15 protein-coding genes are annotated in these 17,477 nt (G+C 70.9%); 3 read left to right on the top strand and 12 right to left on the bottom strand.

Going from position 1 to position 17,477, the window contains the following annotated elements:
• Positions 1 to 101: 101 nt before the first annotated feature.
• From ruvB to B3G12_RS07380, 9 genes are all read right to left on the bottom strand, one after another.
• On the bottom strand, positions 102 to 1,202 hold the full coding sequence (gene ruvB, locus B3G12_RS07420) for a Holliday junction branch migration DNA helicase RuvB (RefSeq protein WP_144942874.1): 1,101 nt from the start codon (positions 1,200 to 1,202) through the stop codon (positions 102 to 104).
• A 2-nt stretch (positions 1,203 to 1,204) separates the two neighbouring features.
• Positions 1,205 to 1,846: a Holliday junction branch migration protein RuvA gene (ruvA, locus tag B3G12_RS07415; protein ID WP_144942873.1), complete on the bottom strand. Its 642-nt coding sequence runs from the start codon at positions 1,844 to 1,846 to the stop codon at positions 1,205 to 1,207.
• Positions 1,847 to 2,065: 219 nt separating this feature from the next.
• Complete coding sequence (gene ruvC / locus B3G12_RS07410; protein ID WP_144942872.1) at positions 2,066 to 2,749, bottom strand: crossover junction endodeoxyribonuclease RuvC; 684 nt, start codon at positions 2,747 to 2,749, stop codon at positions 2,066 to 2,068.
• A gap of 4 nt (positions 2,750 to 2,753) precedes the next feature.
• Positions 2,754 to 3,515 (bottom strand): YebC/PmpR family DNA-binding transcriptional regulator, encoded by a 762-nt coding sequence (locus B3G12_RS07405; protein ID WP_144942871.1) that lies wholly within the window; start codon positions 3,513 to 3,515, stop codon positions 2,754 to 2,756.
• Between the two features lie 133 nt (positions 3,516 to 3,648).
• Complete coding sequence (locus B3G12_RS07400) at positions 3,649 to 4,380, bottom strand: type 1 glutamine amidotransferase (protein WP_144942870.1); 732 nt, start codon at positions 4,378 to 4,380, stop codon at positions 3,649 to 3,651.
• Between the two features lie 9 nt (positions 4,381 to 4,389).
• Positions 4,390 to 5,703, bottom strand: a complete 1,314-nt coding sequence (locus B3G12_RS07395) for a Mur ligase family protein (RefSeq protein WP_144942869.1) — start codon at positions 5,701 to 5,703, stop codon at positions 4,390 to 4,392.
• 51 nt (positions 5,704 to 5,754) lie between these two features.
• A complete protein-coding gene (locus tag B3G12_RS07390) occupies positions 5,755 to 6,327 on the bottom strand; it encodes an HIT family protein (protein WP_144942868.1) in 573 nt (190 codons plus the stop codon).
• Entirely contained in the window at positions 6,324 to 8,558 is a 2,235-nt protein-coding gene (gene thrS, locus B3G12_RS07385) for a threonine--tRNA ligase (RefSeq protein WP_414672737.1), read from the bottom strand. Before thrS ends, B3G12_RS07390 begins: the two co-directional genes overlap by 4 nt.
• Before the next feature lie 211 nt (positions 8,559 to 8,769).
• On the bottom strand, positions 8,770 to 9,648 hold the full coding sequence (locus B3G12_RS07380) for a DUF2382 domain-containing protein (RefSeq protein ID WP_144942867.1): 879 nt from the start codon (positions 9,646 to 9,648) through the stop codon (positions 8,770 to 8,772).
• A gap of 361 nt (positions 9,649 to 10,009) precedes the next feature.
• Here B3G12_RS07380 and B3G12_RS07375 point away from each other — a divergent pair, with 361 nt between their 5' ends.
• The 3 genes from B3G12_RS07375 to B3G12_RS07365 all read left to right on the top strand — a co-directional run bounded on the left by B3G12_RS07375 (position 10,010) and on the right by B3G12_RS07365 (position 12,285).
• On the top strand, positions 10,010 to 10,504 hold the full coding sequence (locus tag B3G12_RS07375; RefSeq protein WP_144942866.1) for an NfeD family protein: 495 nt from the start codon (positions 10,010 to 10,012) through the stop codon (positions 10,502 to 10,504).
• Between the two features lie 108 nt (positions 10,505 to 10,612).
• Entirely contained in the window at positions 10,613 to 11,833 is a 1,221-nt protein-coding gene (locus B3G12_RS07370; RefSeq protein WP_244944797.1) for an SPFH domain-containing protein, read from the top strand.
• A gap of 116 nt (positions 11,834 to 11,949) precedes the next feature.
• Positions 11,950 to 12,285, top strand: coding sequence for an RNA polymerase-binding protein RbpA (locus tag B3G12_RS07365; RefSeq protein WP_144942865.1), 336 nt, complete (start codon positions 11,950 to 11,952; stop codon positions 12,283 to 12,285).
• A 62-nt stretch (positions 12,286 to 12,347) separates the two neighbouring features.
• Here B3G12_RS07365 and B3G12_RS07360 read toward each other — a convergent pair whose 3' ends face one another.
• From B3G12_RS07360 to B3G12_RS07350, 3 genes are all read right to left on the bottom strand, one after another.
• Positions 12,348 to 13,088: a polyprenol monophosphomannose synthase gene (locus tag B3G12_RS07360; protein ID WP_144942864.1), complete on the bottom strand. Its 741-nt coding sequence runs from the start codon at positions 13,086 to 13,088 to the stop codon at positions 12,348 to 12,350.
• Positions 13,089 to 13,276: 188 nt separating this feature from the next.
• Positions 13,277 to 14,575 (bottom strand): hypothetical protein, encoded by a 1,299-nt coding sequence (locus B3G12_RS07355; RefSeq protein WP_145010792.1) that lies wholly within the window; start codon positions 14,573 to 14,575, stop codon positions 13,277 to 13,279.
• A 43-nt stretch (positions 14,576 to 14,618) separates the two neighbouring features.
• Positions 14,619 to 17,441, bottom strand: coding sequence for a DEAD/DEAH box helicase (locus tag B3G12_RS07350; RefSeq protein WP_144942863.1), 2,823 nt, complete (start codon positions 17,439 to 17,441; stop codon positions 14,619 to 14,621).
• Between the last annotated feature and the right edge of the window lie 36 nt (positions 17,442 to 17,477).

The following is a 17,477-nucleotide window of genomic DNA, read 5'->3' as shown; positions in this document are numbered from 1 at the left end:
CAGGTGCCCGCTGACCCGCGGGAATGATTCGAGCACGCGCTCGGGTTCGCATGAAGTTTAGTGGATGGATCTGGTGACCCGCTGGACGGTGACAGGACCGGCTAGGAGGAGGCGTCCTGCTCCTGCTCCGCGTTCGAGGCCAGCGCCGTGCGCAGGGCCGGGTCCTTGAACGCCGCGTGGTTCGGGACCTCCAGACCCAGGTGTTCCCACGCGGCCGCCATGGCGATGCGCCCGCGCGGCGTGCGCCCCAGCAGTCCCTCCCGCACGAGGAACGGCTCGGCCACGGTCTCCACGGTCTCGGTCTCCTCACCCACCGCGATCGCCAGGGTGGACAGCCCCACGGGGCCACCGTTGAACTTTCCCACGAGCGCCGAGAGCACGTTGCGGTCGAGCCGGTCGAGGCCACGGACGTCCACCTCGTACATGTCCAGTGCGGCGCCGGCGGCGCGCGCGTCGATCCGGTCCACGCCGTGCACGAGTGCCCAGTCCCGCACGCGGCGCAGCAGCCGGTTCGCGATGCGGGGGGTTCCCCGGGAGCGGGAAGCCACCTCGCTGAACGCCTCCGTGGTCATGGTGAGGTCCAAGAGGGCGGCCGAGCGGCGCAGCACGAGTTCCAGCTCCGGGACGGAGTAGAACTCCAGGTGCCCTGTGAAGCCGAAGCGGTCCCGCAGAGGGCCAGGCAGCAGACCGGCACGCGTGGTCGCGCCCACGAGCGTGAACGGTGGGAGGTCCAGCGGGATAGACGTGGCACCGGCCCCCTTGCCCACAACGATGTCCACGCGGAAGTCCTCCATGGCCATGTAGAGCATCTCCTCGGCCGGGCGGGACATGCGGTGGATCTCGTCCAGGAAGAGCACCTCCCCGTGGGTCAGGGAGGACAGGATCGCGGCGAGGTCCCCGGCGTGCTGGATGGCGGGGCCGGAGGAGATCCGCAGGGGGACGTCCAGGTCCTGGGCAATGATCATGGCGAGCGTGGTCTTGCCGAGCCCCGGGGGTCCCGAGAGCAGCACATGGTCCGCCGTGCGACCGCGCAGCTTGGACGCCTCCAGCACGAGCGAGAGCTGGGCACGCACGCGCTGCTGGCCCACGAAGTCCTCGAGCGTGCCCGGGCGCAGGGACGCCTCGAGCTGCTGGTCGTCGTAATCGCCCTCCGCACCAACGAGCCGCTGCTGCCCGGTGGACGCGCCGTCCTCGATGGCCATGCTCAACGCCCCCCGGTGCGGGCGTGAGAGGTGCCCTTGGAGGTGCCGAGCCAGGACAGGACGGCGCGCAGGATCTCCGCCACGTTGCCCGAGTCGGCGAGCTCGGGCTGGGTCTGCAGGGCGTCGTCGATGCCCCGGGCGGCGTCCTTCTCGCTCCACCCCAGACCGGTCAGGGCATCAATGACCTGCTCACGCCAGACCTGCATCTGCGGCTGGGCGCCCTGCACGCTTGCGGGCTCGGGGAGTACAAGCTTGTCGGCCAGTTCGAGCACGATCCGGCGCGCGGACTTGGGACCGATGCCCGGCACGGCGGTGAATGCCTTGTCGTCACCCGCGGCGATCGCGCGCCTGGCGTCGTCCGGGCCGAGCACGGAGACCGCCGCCAGGGCCGTGCGCGGGCCCACCCCGGAGACCCCGAGCATCACGGTGAACACTTCCTTCTCGTCCGCGCGGGAGAAGCCGAAGAGCAGGGGGGACTCGTCCTTCCGCGCGATGTACGCGGTGTGCAGACGCGTGGTGGAACCCACCCGCAGTCCCGCGAGGGTGTGGGTGCTCGCGTGGACCTCGACCCCGAAGCCGGCGACCTCCACGACCGCGAGCGTGGTCCCCACGAACTGCACCTCACCGGTGACCGAAGCAATCACGGTCCGCTCCCCTCTCCCGGCTCCGCGCGGGTCGTCTCAGTGGCGGCGGCCCCGCCGCCGGGGCGCCCGTCCGTGCGCAACCGTCCCACCGAGGGGGCAGCCGCACACGTTCGAACAGATGTGCGAATACTGCTGGCCACTGTACCAAGGCCCGGGGACATGATGAGCGACACCCGGATGCCCCAGCGCGCCGTCGCGATCCTGTCGCAACGGGGCGGGTCAGCGGAAGCGAGACCCGCCGGAGTGCCCGGAGGACCGGGGCTTTCCCGCACCCGGCGCGCGGGACGCCGTCTCGGCCCGCCGCCACGCCTGCTGCGCGGGGGTCAGCGTGCCGGCAGTGCCTGCGCGGGAGGGTCTGGACCCCGAGTGGGTGGAGGTCCGCTCGGCCGCATTGACCCCGGAGACGCCGCCACGCCAGCCGTGGCACACCGCCAGAGCAAGGGCGTCCGCGGCGTCCGCGGGACGCGGCGGGGCATCCAGGCGCAGGATCCGCACGACCATGCGGTTGACCGACTCCTTGTCCGCGGACCCGTCACCGGTGACCGCGGCCTTGACCTCGGACGGTGTGTGCCAGGCCACGGGGATTCCGCGTCTGGCAGCCGCTGCGATGACGACGCCGGTGGCCTGCGCGGTGCCCACCACGGTGGGGGCGTTGTTCTGCGCGAACACGCGCTCCACGGCCACCACGTCCGGCCGGAAGCGCTCGATCAGCTCCTCGGCGGTCTCCATGATGGTCAGCACGCGCCGCTCCAGCGCCTCGTCCGCCTTCGTGCCGCTGACCTGGACGTGCACGAACGTGCCCGTGCGCTGGGCGGACATGTCCACCACGGCGAACCCGCAGCGTGTGAGGCCAGGGTCCACGGCGAGCACCCGACGCCCCCCGCGGTCCTGGGTGCGCGGCACGGTCCTACTCGTCGTCCTCGAGCTCGGCCATGACTTCGGCCGGGATGTTCGCGTTCGAGTAGACGTTCTGCACATCGTCGAGCTCCTCGACGGCGTCCACGAGCTTGAGGAACTTCCGCGCGCCGTCCGCGTCCAGGTCCACCTTCATGGTCGCCCGGAACTGGGGGTCGTCGTTGTTGTACTCGAGCCCGGCCTCGTCCAGCGATGTACGGATCGCGGGCAGGTCCGTGGCCTCGCTGACCACCTCGAAGACGTCCGACTCGTCCAGCACCTCGTCGGCGCCGGCATCCAGGACGGCCATCAGGACGTCGTCCTCCGTCAGCCCGTCCGTCTTCGCGACCTCGACCACGCCCTTGCGCTCGAAGAGGTACGCCACGGAGCCGGAGTCCGCCATGGAACCGCCGTGGCGGGTCACCGCCACGCGCACCTCGGACGCCGCACGGTTCTTGTTGTCCGTGAGGCACTCGATGTACAGCGCGGTGCCCTGAGGGCCTCGGGCCTCGTAGAGGATCTCGGTGTAGTCGATCGTCTCACCCGTCAGCCCGGCACCACGCTTGACGGCGCGGTCGATGTTGTCGTTGGGCACCGAGTTCTTCTTGGCCTTGGAGACGGCGAGCTCGAGCGCCGGGTTGCCGGAGGTGTCGGCGCCGCCCATGCGTGCCGCGACCTCGATCCCCTTGATGTACTTCGCGAACGCCTTCGCACGCTTGGCGTCGATCGCCGCCTTCTTGTGCTTGGTCGTGGCCCACTTGGAGTGACCTGACATGGATGACCTCCTAGAAACAGTGCGTCCGGCCGTGCTCGGGCCGGACGCGGTGGTGGATTGACTGCCATGATACCGAGCGTGCCCCGTGCGCTGTCACACCAGCGCCTGCGGACAGCCCCCCCGGGCGGCGTCGTCAGCGGGGCCGAGAGCTCGCGACCTCGCGGGCCCGCTCCGCGAGCGTGTCGTCGAAGGTCTTCTCCGGCAGGGCCTCACCCCGCACCTCGAGCGCGGCTGAGAGCAGGAAGTCCGCGACGGCCGGGTTCTTCGGCAGCATGGACCCGTGCAGGTAGCTGCCCAGCACGTTGGCCGTACGGGCGCCCTCTGTGCCGTCCTGGCCGTCGTTTCCCGCCCCGGAGACGACCGCGGCGAGCGGTTGCTGGCCCGCGCCCAGGTGGGTCAGTCCGGAGTGGTTCTCGTAGCCGACGATGGTGCCCAGTTCCTGTGACTCGGTCACGATGTTGCCGATCAGGCGCTCGGGGCCCGCGACCGTCTCCAGGTCGAAAATCCCGATGCCCTGCAGGGTCTCTCCCCCGCCGGTGCGGAAGCTCTTCCCCAGGAGCTGGTACAGCCCGCAGATGGCGAGCATCGGCACACCGCGCTCCGCAGCGTCGTGCAGGTGCCCCGAGACGGCCGCGAGGTCCTCCGCCACGCGGAACTGTCCCGAGTCCTGCCCGCCGCCGCCCACGAAGAGGTCCGCCTGCTCCGGCCAGGGGTCACCGGGGTTGTGGTCGTGAACCTCCACTGCGAGCCCGTAGCGTTCGGCTCGGCGCTTGAGCGTGAGGGTGTTCCCCCAGTCACCGTAGATGTTCATGTCCCGGGGGTAGAGCTGCACGATGCGCAGCGGTTCTGTGCTGGTCTCTGGCACGGAGTCCTCCTAGATCGCGGCCACGTGAGTCATGCCGCCCAGGATCTTGCGCAGGGACAGCATGGCCGTGTAGGTGCAGAAGATGCGCATGGGACGGTCCCCCGACCCCGCGATGAAGTCCCGCAGGGCGGTCTCCAGGTCCGGCTCCACGGTGCCCACGGGCACGAGGTCGTAGTCCAGGCGCAGGGCCATGTCCCACGCGCGCACACCGGAGACCACGTCCACGCCGCCCTCGCGCAGCCGGTCGAAGTCCACGTCCCACAGCCAGGAGACGTCGCGGCCGTCCGCGTACTGGTCGTTGATCGCGATCATCGTCGCGTAGTCCTCGGCCGAGGCGGAGGCGAGGGAGAGCCGGAAGCCGGCGGGGTTCTTCACGAGCAGCAGCTGCAGGGGCTTGTCCTGGACCGTGATGGTCTCCCCGCGCCCGAACGCCGGGGTGACCTTGCCGAGCTCCGCCACCAGGGAAGCCGTGTCCGCGCGCTCGCCCAGCACCTGCAGGGCGAGTGCCAGCGCACCCGCCGCGTTGTACTGGTTGTAGACGCCGTAGAGGTCCACCGTGGCCTCGTAGGCCTTGCCGGCGACGTCGAGCTCAACGCTTCGAGCGTTGACGGCCTCGAGCACCACGTCCGCCCGCGGGCGCTCCGCCGAGGGAACGGCGCTGTCCTCGGCGCCCGGGTCCACCTGGCGCAGGCCGTCGCGCATGTCGTCGTCCGAGGGGAACATGGGACGCAGCGCGTCAGAGAGCCCGAACCAGCTCACCCCGGTGCCCTCCGGGAGGTCCTCGGCGAGCGAGGCGATCCGAGGGTCCTCCCGGTTCAGCACCACGGTCTCCGTGGTCGCGTGCGCCACCTGCCGCAGCATGCGCCGCGTGGTGTCGATCTCCCCGAAACGGTCCAGCTGGTCCCGCATGATGTTGAGCAGCAGGCTGGTCCGCGGACGGACCTGCTTCACGAAGTGCACCGCGTGGGCCTCGTCCAGCTCCAGGACGGCCACGTCCGCGTCCAGGCGGCCGAACGCGTCCATCTCGGCGAGCAGGGAGGCGGCCACGCCGCGCACGAAGTTGGAGCCGGTGCGGTTGGTGAACACCCGCAGCCCCTGCGAACGCAGCAGCTGCACGGCCATCTTGGTGGTGGTCGTCTTGCCGTTGGTGCCGCTGACCACCACCACTCCCAGGGGCAGCTTGGCGAGCTCCTCCGACACGAAGCGGGGGTGCAGCTTCTCCATGAACAGGCCGGGGAAGGCGGATCCGCCGCCGCGCAGGCTCGTGGCCCAGCGGACGCCCTGGCCGAGGGCACGTACAAGTGGTCTGGACATGGGCTCCATCCTAGTGAGCGGGCACGCTCGCCCGCGGTGCGGACCCGGGGGCCCGGTGGGTCAGTCCTCGGGCCAGGCGGCCGCGATGTCCTCGCGGGTGGATCCGAGGGTCTGGATCAGGGGTTTGGTGTGGGCGATCACCGGCATGAAGTTGGCGTCGCCGGTCCAGCGCGGCACCACGTGCTGGTGCAGGTGCGCGGACAGCGAGCCACCGGCGGCGGATCCCAGGTTGAGGCCCACGTTGAACGCGGCCGGCTGGGCGACGTCGCGGATCACCCGCACTGCGGTGCGGGTGAGCGTGTTCAGCTCCCACAGCTCCTCGTCCGTGAGCTCCTCGAGGTCCGCGACGTGCCGGTACGGGCACACGAGCACGTGCCCCGGGTTGTACGGGAACAGGTTGAGGACGGCGAAGCAGTGCTCCCCGCGGTGCACGATGAGGGACTCGTCGTCGGGGCGCCCGGGCGCCGCGCAGAACGGGCAGCCCGGTGGCTGCTCCACGGAGGTGTCCTCCCCCCGCACGTACGCGAGGCGGTGGGGGGTCCACAGCCGCTGGAAGCCGTCCGGCACGCCCGGGAGCTCGAAGTCGTCCCGGCCCACGCCCTGCTCGCCCGACGCCGGGCCCCGCCCGGTCACGGCTGCCCCGGCACGCCCGGCTCGCCGGTTTCCGTGCTCGCCCCGCCGGCGGCGGCACCGCGTGCGGTTGCCTTCCGGGACGAGGCCGACGCCGCGGCGTCCGCCGAATCCTCGACGACCGTCTCGGTCACGCGCACCTCGCCGCCACCGGAACCGTCTGCGGAGTCGTCCACCGCACCGGGCTGGGCGGGGGCCGTGGGGTCCGCGTTGACACGCTGTGCGATGTGACCGGAGATCAGCTCGACCGCCTCGTCCTGGGAGACGCCGTTGAACTGGGAGCCGTCGCGGAAGCGGAAGGAGACGGTGCCTGCCTCGGCGTCGTCCCCGCCGGCAATGACCACGAACGGGATCTTGTCCTTCGAGGCGGTGCGGATCTTCTTGGGGAAGCGGTCCGAGGAGGTGTCCACCTCGACGCGCACGCCCTTCTCCCGCAGCTTCTGCGCAAAGCCGTCCAGGTAGTCGTCGAACGCGTCCGCCACGGGGATCGCCCGCACCTGCACGGGAGACAGCCAGGCGGGGAACGCGCCGGCGTAGTGCTCCGTGAGCACGCCCATGAAGCGCTCCACGGAGCCGAAGAGCGCGCGGTGGATCATCACGGGGCGCTGGCGTGTGCCGTCCGAGGCCTGGTACTCCAGGTCGAAGCGCTCGGGGAGGTTGAAGTCCAGCTGAATGGTGGACATCTGCCACGTGCGCCCGATCGCGTCGCGTGCCTGCACCGAGATCTTGGGGCCGTAGAACGCGGCACCCGCCGGGTCCGGGACGAGCTCCAGGCCGGACTCCTCCGCCACCTCCTGCAGCGTGCGGGTGGCCTCCTCCCAGATCTCGTCCGAGCCCACGAACTTCTCCGGGTCCTTGGTGGAGAGCTCCAGGTAGAAGTCCTCCATGCCGTAGTCCTTGAGCAGCGAGAGCACGAAGTTCAGGGTGCTGGTCAGCTCGCCCTTCATCTGCTCGCGCGTGCAGTAGATGTGGGCGTCGTCCTGGGTCATGCCGCGCACGCGCGTCAGACCGTGAATCACACCGGACTTCTCGTAGCGGTAGACCGCCCCGAACTCGAAGAGCCGCAGGGGAAGCTCACGGTAGGAGCGCCCCCGGGAGCGGTAGATCAGGTTGTGCATGGGGCAGTTCATGGGCTTGAGGTAGTAGTCCTGGCCCGGCTTCATCAGCTCGCCGGTCTCGGGGTCCCGCTCCTCGTCCACGTGCATGGGAGGGAACATGCCGTCCCGGTACCAGTCCAGGTGCCCGGAGACCTCGTAGAGGTGGCCCTTGGTGATGTGCGGCGTGTAGACGAACTCGTAGCCGGCGCGCGCGTGGCGCTCCCGCGAGTAGTCCTCCATCTCCTTGCGGATGATCCCGCCCTTGGGGTGGAACACGGGCAGGCCCGAGCCGAGCTCGTCCGGGAAGGAGAACAGGTCCAGCTCCACGCCGAGCTTGCGGTGGTCGCGGCGCTCCGCCTCCGCCAGGCGGTCCTTGTAGGCCTTCAGCTCGTCCTTGGTGGGCCAGGCCGTGCCGTAGATGCGCTGCAGCTGCTTGTTGTTCTCGTTGCCGCGCCAGTAGGCGGCCGCGGAGCGCATCAGGGCGTAGCCGTTGCCGATGTGCTTGGTGTCCGGAAGGTGCGGACCGCGGCACAGGTCCTTCCAGACCGTCTCCCCGCTCTTGCGGTCCACGTTGTCGTAGATGGTCAGCTCGCCGCCGCCCACCTCCACGGAGGCGCCCTCGGCGGACTCGTCCACCGCGCCGGAGCCCGGCCCGCCGGCCAGGTCGATGAGCTCGAGCTTGTACGGCTCGTCCGCCATCTCCGCACGAGCCTCGGCCTCGGTGACGCTGCGGCGGCGGAAGATCTGGTTCTTGTTGACGATCTTCAGCATCGACTTCTCGAGCTTCTTGAGGTCCTCGGGCGTGAAGGGCTCCGCGACGTCGAAGTCGAAGTAGAAGCCGTCCGTGATGTACGGGCCGATCCCCAGCTTGGCGTCCGCGCGCAGCTCCTGGACGGCCTGCGCCATGACGTGCGCGGTGGAGTGCCGCAGCACCTCGAGGCCCTCCGGATCGCTGACGAGCACCCGCTCCACGACGTCCCCGTCCCGCAGGGGCGTGGCCAGGTCCTTGAGGTCACCGTTGATGTGCGCCACCACCACGTCGCGCTGCTGCGCGTAGAGGTCGGCGGCGGTGGTGCCCGGTTCCGCGGTGCGGGACTCGCCGTCCACGCTCAGCCGTAGTGAAGGGGCGTCCGTCATGGTGATTCTCCTCGTCAGGTGTCATGTGTGCCCGCCCGTACCTGGGGCGTGCCTCTCGCCGGGGACCGCTCTGGGCCGCCGACGACGCTGTCGATGCTACCGCTCCGCCGCGACCCGCACGAAGCGGGCCGGACACGGCTGTGCCCCGGACACGGGGTCCGGGGCACAGCCTGTGCTCACTGCTCGGGCGCGTCACTCACGCCGGTGCGGTTCAGCGGCGGGGCAGGTCGCCGTCGCGGCCGAGGTCGTCACGACCAGCGGCGTTGCGGTCGACGTCCGTCTCGACGTCCACCTGCTCCTTCTTCACGTCCGCCTCGACGTGCTGGGTCTCGCGGACGGTCTGCTTGTTCAGCCCGACCTCCTCGACGGCAACCGCCTCCTTCTCGACGACGGGGCGCTCCTCGTGCAGAGTGACGTCCACCTCTTCCTCGCCGATCACACCGTTGTCCACGCGGCCCTCGGTTCCGTTGAGCGGGGTGCGCTCCACGGTCACCTCTTCGCGCTCGACCGGAACGTCCACGGTCTCGTGGTCGGTGACCACGTACTTGCGCAGGCGGGCGTGGCCAGCTTCGCGCTCCTGGGTGCCCACGTTCAGGCGCTCCTCGTGGCGGACCACGGAGGCGTCCTCGCCAGCGACGGCGGCGCGGTCCTGGTCCACGGCAGCGCGGTCCTGGTCCCCGGCGGCGCGGTCGCGGTCGGCAACCACGGCATCGCGGTCGGCGACGTCGCCGTCACGGCGGTCGCGGCCCGCGGCGGCGGTGCCAGCGGTGCGGCCGTCGTCGTAGTTCAGCTCGTAGTAGCGGTACAGCTCCTCTTCCTCGGCCGGGGAGAGGTGCTGGTCGGCGTCGACCTTCGGAGCGTCCTTGATGACGTCCTTGGTGTAGGGCAGGACCACACGGTCGCCGTCCTGACGAGCGCCCTTCACAGGAACGAAGTTCTCTTTGGCGCCGAACAGACCGGTGTTGACGGTCAGGAACGTGGGCTCGCCCGAGTTGTCGTCCAGGAAGACCTGCTCGACCTTGCCGATCTTGTCACCGTCGGAACTGTAGGCCGTGCTGGACAGAATTGCATTCACGTCGAACGTGGTCATCGCATTAACTCCTCAGTAAGTCTCTGCTTGCAGCGCACGGTTTTGTGCGCTTCGTTAGGCCACCGCCCCCGCAGTGGGTGTGCGGTCCGGCTTCGTGACTCATATTACGACGTGGGCAACACGTCGCCACCGATTTCTCTCACGGGGAAACCGCCGCGCCGTTGCCGTGCGCCGCCGCCGCAGTGTAGTGGCCGACGTCGACGACGCGCCCTCCAGCGGCTCCCACCCGCTCCTCCGCGCGCCACCCCCGGCCCCGGGAGTGCCGTAGGGCACAATGGGACGGACCGAGTGGTGTGGATTCCCGGAGGGCGTCCGGGTGATTCACACGAAACGTCGACCCCGACGAGAACGGAGCCGCACCGTGTGGGAACCACTGGTCAACAACCCCTGGATCTTCTGGCTGATCGTCATGCTGGCCCTGGCCGCCATCGAGATGCTCACCCTGGACTTCCTGTTCCTGATGATGTCCCTGGCAGCGCTGGTCACCACCGTGGTGAGCCTGGTCGTGGACAGCTTCACCCTGCAGGTGGTGCTCTTCGCGGTGGTCTCGGTGCTGCTGATCTTCCTGATCCGCCCGCTCGCGCTGCGGCGGCTGAACCGTTCGACACCCACCACCCGCTCCAACGCCGAACGCCTGGTGGGGCTGCCCTGCACCGTGCTCGAGTCCGTGGGCCGGCACAGCGGCCTCGTCCGGCTGGAGGGTGACATCTGGACGGCCCGCTCGGACACCGAAACGCCCCTCGTCGAGGGCAGCAGCGTGTTCGTGCTGCGCATCGACGGAGCCACCGCGGTGGTCTCGGAAACTGCCCCGGCGGCCGTCGCCCCGGAAGGCCCGGGCCGCGGCGTCCACCCCTGAGCGGTGACGACGCCGCGCGGGCCGAGCGCGGCGTCGTCACCGGATCCCGGCACACGGGCACGGGCAAGGCCCGGCACCGCGTGCGGAACCCCCCGATGAAAGGTCCCCATGTCTGTCGTCATCCTCATCCTGCTGGTCGTGGTGGTGCTCGCCGCGGTCATCGCACTGGTCAAGGCGGTGCGGATCATCCCGCAGTCGCGCGCCGGCATCGTCGAGCGCCTGGGCAAGTACCAGGCCACCCTGAACCCCGGTCTGCACTTCCTGATCCCCTTCATCGACCGGCTGCTGCCCCTGATCGACCTGCGTGAACAGGTGGTGCCGTTCCCGGCGCAGTCCGTGATCACCGAGGACAACCTGGTGGTGGGCATCGACACCGTGGTCTACTTCCAGGTCACCGATCCGCGCGCGGCCACCTACGAGATCACCAACTACATCCAGGCCGTGGACGAGCTCACGAGCGCCACGCTGCGCAACGTGGTGGGCGGGCTGAACCTCGAGGAGACGCTGACCTCGCGCGACAAGATCAACGCCGAGCTGCGCGGCGTGCTGGACTCCACCACCGGGCGCTGGGGCATCCGGATCTCCCGCGTTGACATCAAGGAGATCACTCCCCCGCCGTCCATCCAGGACTCCATGGAGAAGCAGATGCGCGCCGAGCGTGACCGCCGCGCGGCCATCCTCACAGCCGAGGGCGAGAAGCAGTCCCAGATCCTCACCGCCGAGGGCTCGCGCCAGGCCTCGGTGCTCTCCGCCGAGGGTGACGCCAAGGCCGCGATCCTGCGGGCGGACGGCGAGGCCCAGGCCATCGCGAAGGTCTTCGACTCCATCCACCGCGCCAAGCCCACCCAGAAGCTGCTCGCGTACCAGTACATCCAGACGCTGCCCAAGGTCGCCGAGGGCTCTGCCAACAAGGTGTGGATGATCCCCGCCGAGCTCACCGGTGCGCTGCGCGGTGTGGGCTCCTACCTCAACCCCGGGGGCTCCGACGCCCCGGACTCGGACGCCGACGACGAGCCGGTGCTCCCCCGCGACCTCCCCGAGGACGAGCCGATCGTCGCGCACGAGACCGTGAAGGTCACGGAGAAGGACCTCGAGCCGGACCTGAAGCTCACCGACCCGAGGGACTTCGAGATGCCGGACTCCCCCTACTCGTCCCCGATCGCCCAGCAGGCCGCCGATCCGCACGTGGACGAAGTGGGCGTCACCGGCGTCGTCGAGGGCGCCACGGACGCGGCCCGCGACGGCGAGCCGGGCACTCGGCACGCGCAGCACCGGGACGAGCCCGGCCAGCCGGAGGATCCCGGGAACCCCGGGAATGAAAACCGCTGACGGCCCGTTGTGCTCACGGAAGAGGAGTCGGGACCGCGCGGTGACACGCGCGGACGCGGGACGCCGAGGTGCGCCCCGCGGGACCCGGCCGAGCGGACGGCAGGAAGGATCGTTGCGTGAGTGATCGCAGCCTACGAGGGATGCGCCTGGGCTCCCAGTCCATGGAGACCGAGTCCGGTGTGGAGCCCGCACCGCGCCAGCGCGTGGAGTACCGCACCGCGGACGGCGAGTCCGTGTCCGTGATGTTTGCCGCGGAGGCGGAGATCCCCCCGGTGTGGACCACGAAGACCGGTCAGGAAGCCATCCTGGTCAACGGCGAGAAGCCCGAGAACCCCAACGAGAAGCACCAGCGCTCCCACTGGGACATGCTGCTGGAGCGGCGCAGCGTGGAGGAGCTCGAGGAGACCCTCGCCCAGCGCCTGGAGTTCTACAAGGAGCAGCACGCTCTCTGAGAATCCCGCGTTCACGACAGTGGCCCCCGTCCTCGGACGGGGGCCACTGTCGTGTGCGGGGGTCAGCGGCCGATGCCGAGCTTTCCCGCCAGGGTCTTGGCGCGCGCCGTGAGACCCCACTTGGCCACGCTGGTGGCGGCCTCGATGGTGACGTCGTTGCTCATCTTGGACACGCCCTCCTCACGCTCCACGAACGTGATGGGAACCTCCACGATGGTGAAGCCGAGCTGCTCGGCCCGCCACGCGAGGTCGATCTGGAAGCAGTAGCCGCGGGACTGCACGGAGTCGAGGTCCAGCGCCCGCAGGGTGGTGTCCCGGTAGGCGCGGAAGCCGCCGGTGATGTCGTGGATCGAGGTGCCGAGCAGCACGCGGGAGTAGAGATTGCCGCCGCGGGAGATGAGCTGGCGCTGCAGGGGCCAGTTCTCGGTGCGGCCACCGGGCACGTAGCGGGAGCCGACGGCCATGTCAGCGCCCCGCTCGATGGCGTCCAGCAGCAGGGGAAGCTGCTCCGGCTGGTGGGAGCAGTCCGCGTCCATCTCCACCAGAACGTCGTAGCCGTGCTCCAGACCCCATGCGAAGCCCGCGAGGTACGCCGGGCCGAGGCCCTCCTTGGCGGTGCGGTGCAGCACGTGGATGTTGCCGTCCTGTGCCGCGAACTCGTCGGCCATCCGACCGGTGCCGTCCGGGCTGTTGTCGTCCGTGATCAGGACGTGGGCGTCCGGCACCGCGGCGCGCAGCCGGGCGATGACCGTGGGCAGCGACTCGCGCTCGTTGTACGTGGGGATGATGGTGAGAACTCGCACCGGGCGTCCTTTCATGCCGATGGGGCTCGGGCGACGGAGCCCGAACAGACCACTGGGCAGGCCCATCCGCCTTCGGACCAGACGGGGCACTCGGCCTCGTTCTGTTTTCTAAGGACGGATGGACCCACCCGGCAGTAAGAACTCAGTCTAACCTCAGCGGACGCAAGGTCCAAGGTGAAAACACCCCGTCAGGGGCGCGGCTCCTCCCCGCTCACCAGGGTGCCCGCGACCATCGTCGCCTCGCACAGCGGCAGCCGGGAGTCGTCCAGGGAGGGCAGCACGGGCGTCCTCGCGCGCGGATCCGTGCTCCAGGACGCCCCGGTGCCCTGGGCCTGCTGCACCATGACCGACTCGGCGTCCCACACGGCCAGGGTGGCCTCCGCCCCGGGTGCGAGCTGGCCCGCCAGCGGTGCGCCCCCGGCCTGAGCGCGCCACGCGCCGCGCGTCAGCGCCAGGAAGGCCGCGCGCGCGGAGGTCCGCAGCCGTTCCTGCGGGGCGTCGAGGGCGGCCTTCACCGCGGTCCAGGGGTTCTCCGCGTCCGTCGTCAGCGTCACGGGGACCCCGGCGCGGGCGAGATCTCGAAGCGGCGCCTGCCCGGCACGGCACGAGACGGTGCAGGCGAGGCTCGCCAGGCGTTCGCACTGCGCGTCGTCGAGGTCGGCCACGCCCACGATGCGGTGGCCCCGTGCCCGGAAGGGCCGCTCCCCCACCTCGGCGCGGGCCGCCTCGGCGGCGGAGAGCACCCGGTCCAGGAGCACCGCGCCGGTGGACGCGGCGGGGGTGGCCGCCTGGGCGTCGGCAGCGGTGCTGGCCGGGACGGAGGCGGTGGCGGTGGCGGTGGCGGCAGCATCACCGGCATCGGTATCGGCACTCGCACTGGCACTGGCACCGTCCGCGGCTGCTTCGGCGGTGGATGCGGCGTCCGGCAGGGGCGAGGGGAGCACGAGCACCGCCTGAAGGCCCGCGCGGGTGCAGGCGACGAGGTGGCGTCGCACCGCGTCCTCGGGCGTGTCCTCGCGCACGGCGAGCCCCAGCGCCGGAGACGGCAGGGACGCCGGGTCGACGTCCCCCGTCAGGGCCTCTTCCCGCACGAGGACGGGCAGGGCGTGCATGCCGTCCTCGCGGATCCGCCGCACCGCCTCCGCGAGTTCCCCGGGATCTGTTCCCAGCACCTCGACGGCGCCGTAGCCGTCCCGCGCGCGTGGCAGCCGCGCGGCGTCGTCGTCGTCGGATCCTGACACGCTCGACTGCCCCCGGAGCGATGCGAGGTCCCCGAGCAGGTGGTGCGCCACGAACGCGGGGGTGACCACGGCGGCCCGCAGGTCCCCGAGGACGGCGTTCGAACCCGCGATGCCGCGGGCGGCGTCGTCGGAGCCCACCCACGCGACGGTGGGACCGTCCACGAGCAGGGCGGTGGCGAACGGGTCCGCGGGCGAGTAGACCGACCCGTTGACCCACACCCGCTGACCGGGCTGAGCAGAGTTCACGTGACTCCTTCCGTGGCGGCGGCAGTGGCCGCCGCGACTGTTCCTACTGTTCGAAGACGCTGTACTCGACCACGCCGCGGCGCACCGACTCGATGGCCTCGTGGGCGGTCTCGCGCAGCTGGGGGTCGATTCCTGCGACGCTGCGCAGCTGGTCCAGGACGTCGATGGTCTGCTTGGCCCAGCGCACGAAGTCCCCGGCGGCGAGGTCGGTGCCCGTGAGGGTCCGCGTGAGCGTGGCGCCGCGCGCCCACCGGTGCATGGCCTCCACGAGACCCAGCTCGGGGGCGCCCGTGACCGGCAGCCGGTGCTCGGCCTCCTGGGCGCTGAGCACGGACCAGTTCTCCAGCAGGACCTGGACGGCGGCCTCCATGTGCGCGGTGGGCAGGTGGGGGCGCGAGCCCTGGTCCTCGCGGCGCGGCTGGTAGACGAGCGCAGTCATCACACCGGCGAGGCCGGGCGCGTCCAGCCCGTCCAGGAAGCCCTCCCGCAGGGACAGGGCGAGCAGCAGGTCCCGCTCGCCGTAGAGCCGCCGCAGCTGCTCGCCGGCGGGGGTGGGCCGCAGGTGCCCTGACTCGTCCGGTTCGAGGTACTCGAAGTGGGTGAGCACCGCGCACACGCGGTCGAACGTGGCCGCGATGCTGCCGGTGCGCCCGGCGATCTGCTTGCGCAGTCCCTGGGTGTCCTTCTCCAGCTTCCACGCGCGCTCCGCCCAGCGGGCGTGCTGCTCGCGGTCCGAGCAGCCGTGGCACGGGTGGGCACGCAGCCTGCGCCGCAGCTCCTCGATGCGGTGGTCCCGCGCGGAGGTGCCGCGGTCGAAGCGGATCGTGTGCCCGCCCGAGCCGCTGCGCGCCGGCCGGTGCTCGCGCAGCGCGGCGCGCACCGTGGCCGCGAGGTCCTTGCGCTCCTGGGGCGACTTGCCGGAGAAGTGCTTGGGGATCTTGATCCGGGACTCCGGCGCCAGGGAGCCGTCGAGGTCGTTCACGCCCACGCGGCGCAGCTTGCCGTCCACGGTGAGGATGTGCGGGCGCGGGTCGAACGGGTGCGCGTCCTCCCGCAGCACCACGGCCCACCCGGCGTTGCGCCCGTGCGGGATCTCGACGACGTCGCCGGGCAGCAGGTCCTGCAGGGATGCCGCGGCGTCGTTGCGCTGGCGCGCCGAGCGGGACTTGCTCGCGGACTTCTCCTCCCCGGCGAGCTCACGCCGCAGCTCGGCGTACTGCGAGAAGTCCCCCAGGTGGCAGGACATGGCCTCGCGGTAGGCCTCCAGCGTCTTCTCCTGCGAGCGCACCCGCTTGGCGATCCCCACCACGGAGCGGTCCGCCTGGAACTGCGCGAAGGAGGTCTCGAGGATCGAGCGCGAGCGCTTGGCGCCGTAGCGCGCGATCAGGTTGGTGGACATGTTGTACGTGGGCCGGAAGCTCGAGTTCAGGGGGTAGGTGCGCGTGGAGGCCAGGCCGGCGACGGCCTGGGGGTTCATGCCGTCGCGCCACAGCACCACGGCGTGGCCCTCGACGTCGATCCCCCGCCGTCCCGCGCGGCCCGTGAGCTGGGTGTACTCGCCGGGGGTGATGTCCACGCGGGCCTCGCCGTTGAACTTGTCGAGGCGCTCGAGCACCACCGAGCGGGCGGGCATGTTGATCCCCAGCGCGAGCGTCTCCGTGGCGAAGACCGCCTTGAGGAGCCCCTCCGCGAAGAGCTGCTCGACGACCTCCTTGAAGACCGGCAGCATCCCGGCGTGGTGGGCGGAGATGCCCCGGACGAGGCCCTCGTACCAGTCCTCGTAGTTCAGGGCCGCGAGGTCCGCGGTGGACATGTGCGCGGTGGCCTCCGCGGCGAACGCGCGGATGGTGCGCTGCTCCTGCGGGGTGGTCAGCCACAGGTCCGCGGCCACGCACTGGCCCACGGCGGCGTCGCACCCGGCCCGGGAGAAGATGAAGGTGATGGCCGGCAGCAGGGCCTCCGCGTCCAGGCGGCGCAGCAGCTGCGGGCGGGAGACCCGGTCCTGGCGCGCGGGGCGCGAGTCCTGGGGACGGCCGCGGCGGCGGTTGCGGTGGCCCGGCCCGCGACCGCCGGAACGACCACCGCGCGGGTGCTGCGCGCGGAACAGGCGCAGCAGCTCGGGGTTGACCTCGGGCTCGTCCCGGTGCTTGTCCGAGCGGCGCTGGGCGGCCTCCTCCACGGTCGTGTCGTCAACGAAGAGGTCCATCAGCTGCGGCCCCACCTGCACGTGCTGCCACAGCGGCACGGGGCGGTGCTCGGAGACCACCACGTCCGTGCTGCCCCGGACGTCGTCCAGCCACGCACCGAACTCCTCCGCGTTGGAGACCGTGGCGGACAGCGAGGCCAGCTGCACGTAGTCAGGGAGGTGGATGATGACCTCCTCCCACACCGCGCCCCGGAAGCGGTCCGCGAGGTAGTGCACCTCGTCCATGACCACGAAACCCAGGTTGGTGAGGGTGGAGGAGCCCCCGTAGAGCATGTTGCGCAGCACCTCGGTGGTCATCACCACCACGTCCGCCTCCGAGTTCACGGACGTGTCCCCGGTGAGCAGTCCCACCCGCTCCGGGCCCCAGCGCCGCGAGAACTCGTGGAACTTCTGGTTGCTCAGCGCCTTGATGGGAGTGGTGTAGAACGCCTTGCGCCCCGTGGCCAGGGCGAGGTGGATGGCGAACTCCCCCACGACCGTCTTGCCCGCGCCCGTGGGCGCGGCGACGAGCACGCCGTGACCCTGTTCGAGCGCGCGGCAGCCCTCCGTCTGGAAGGGGTCCAGCTCGAAGTCGAGGGTCTGCTCGAACGCCGAGAGCTCAGTGCCTGCGTGGGCCGCGCGTGCCTTGGCGGCCATGTACCGATCGGCGGGGGAAGACATGGTGCCAGCCTACGCGGTGCCTCCGACACCCTGTCC

This window comes from Kocuria sp. UBA5001, from assembly GCF_002398425.1.
Classification (GTDB): domain Bacteria; phylum Actinomycetota; class Actinomycetes; order Actinomycetales; family Micrococcaceae; genus Kocuria; species Kocuria salsicia.
This window is presented reverse-complemented; position numbering and strand designations above follow the sequence as displayed.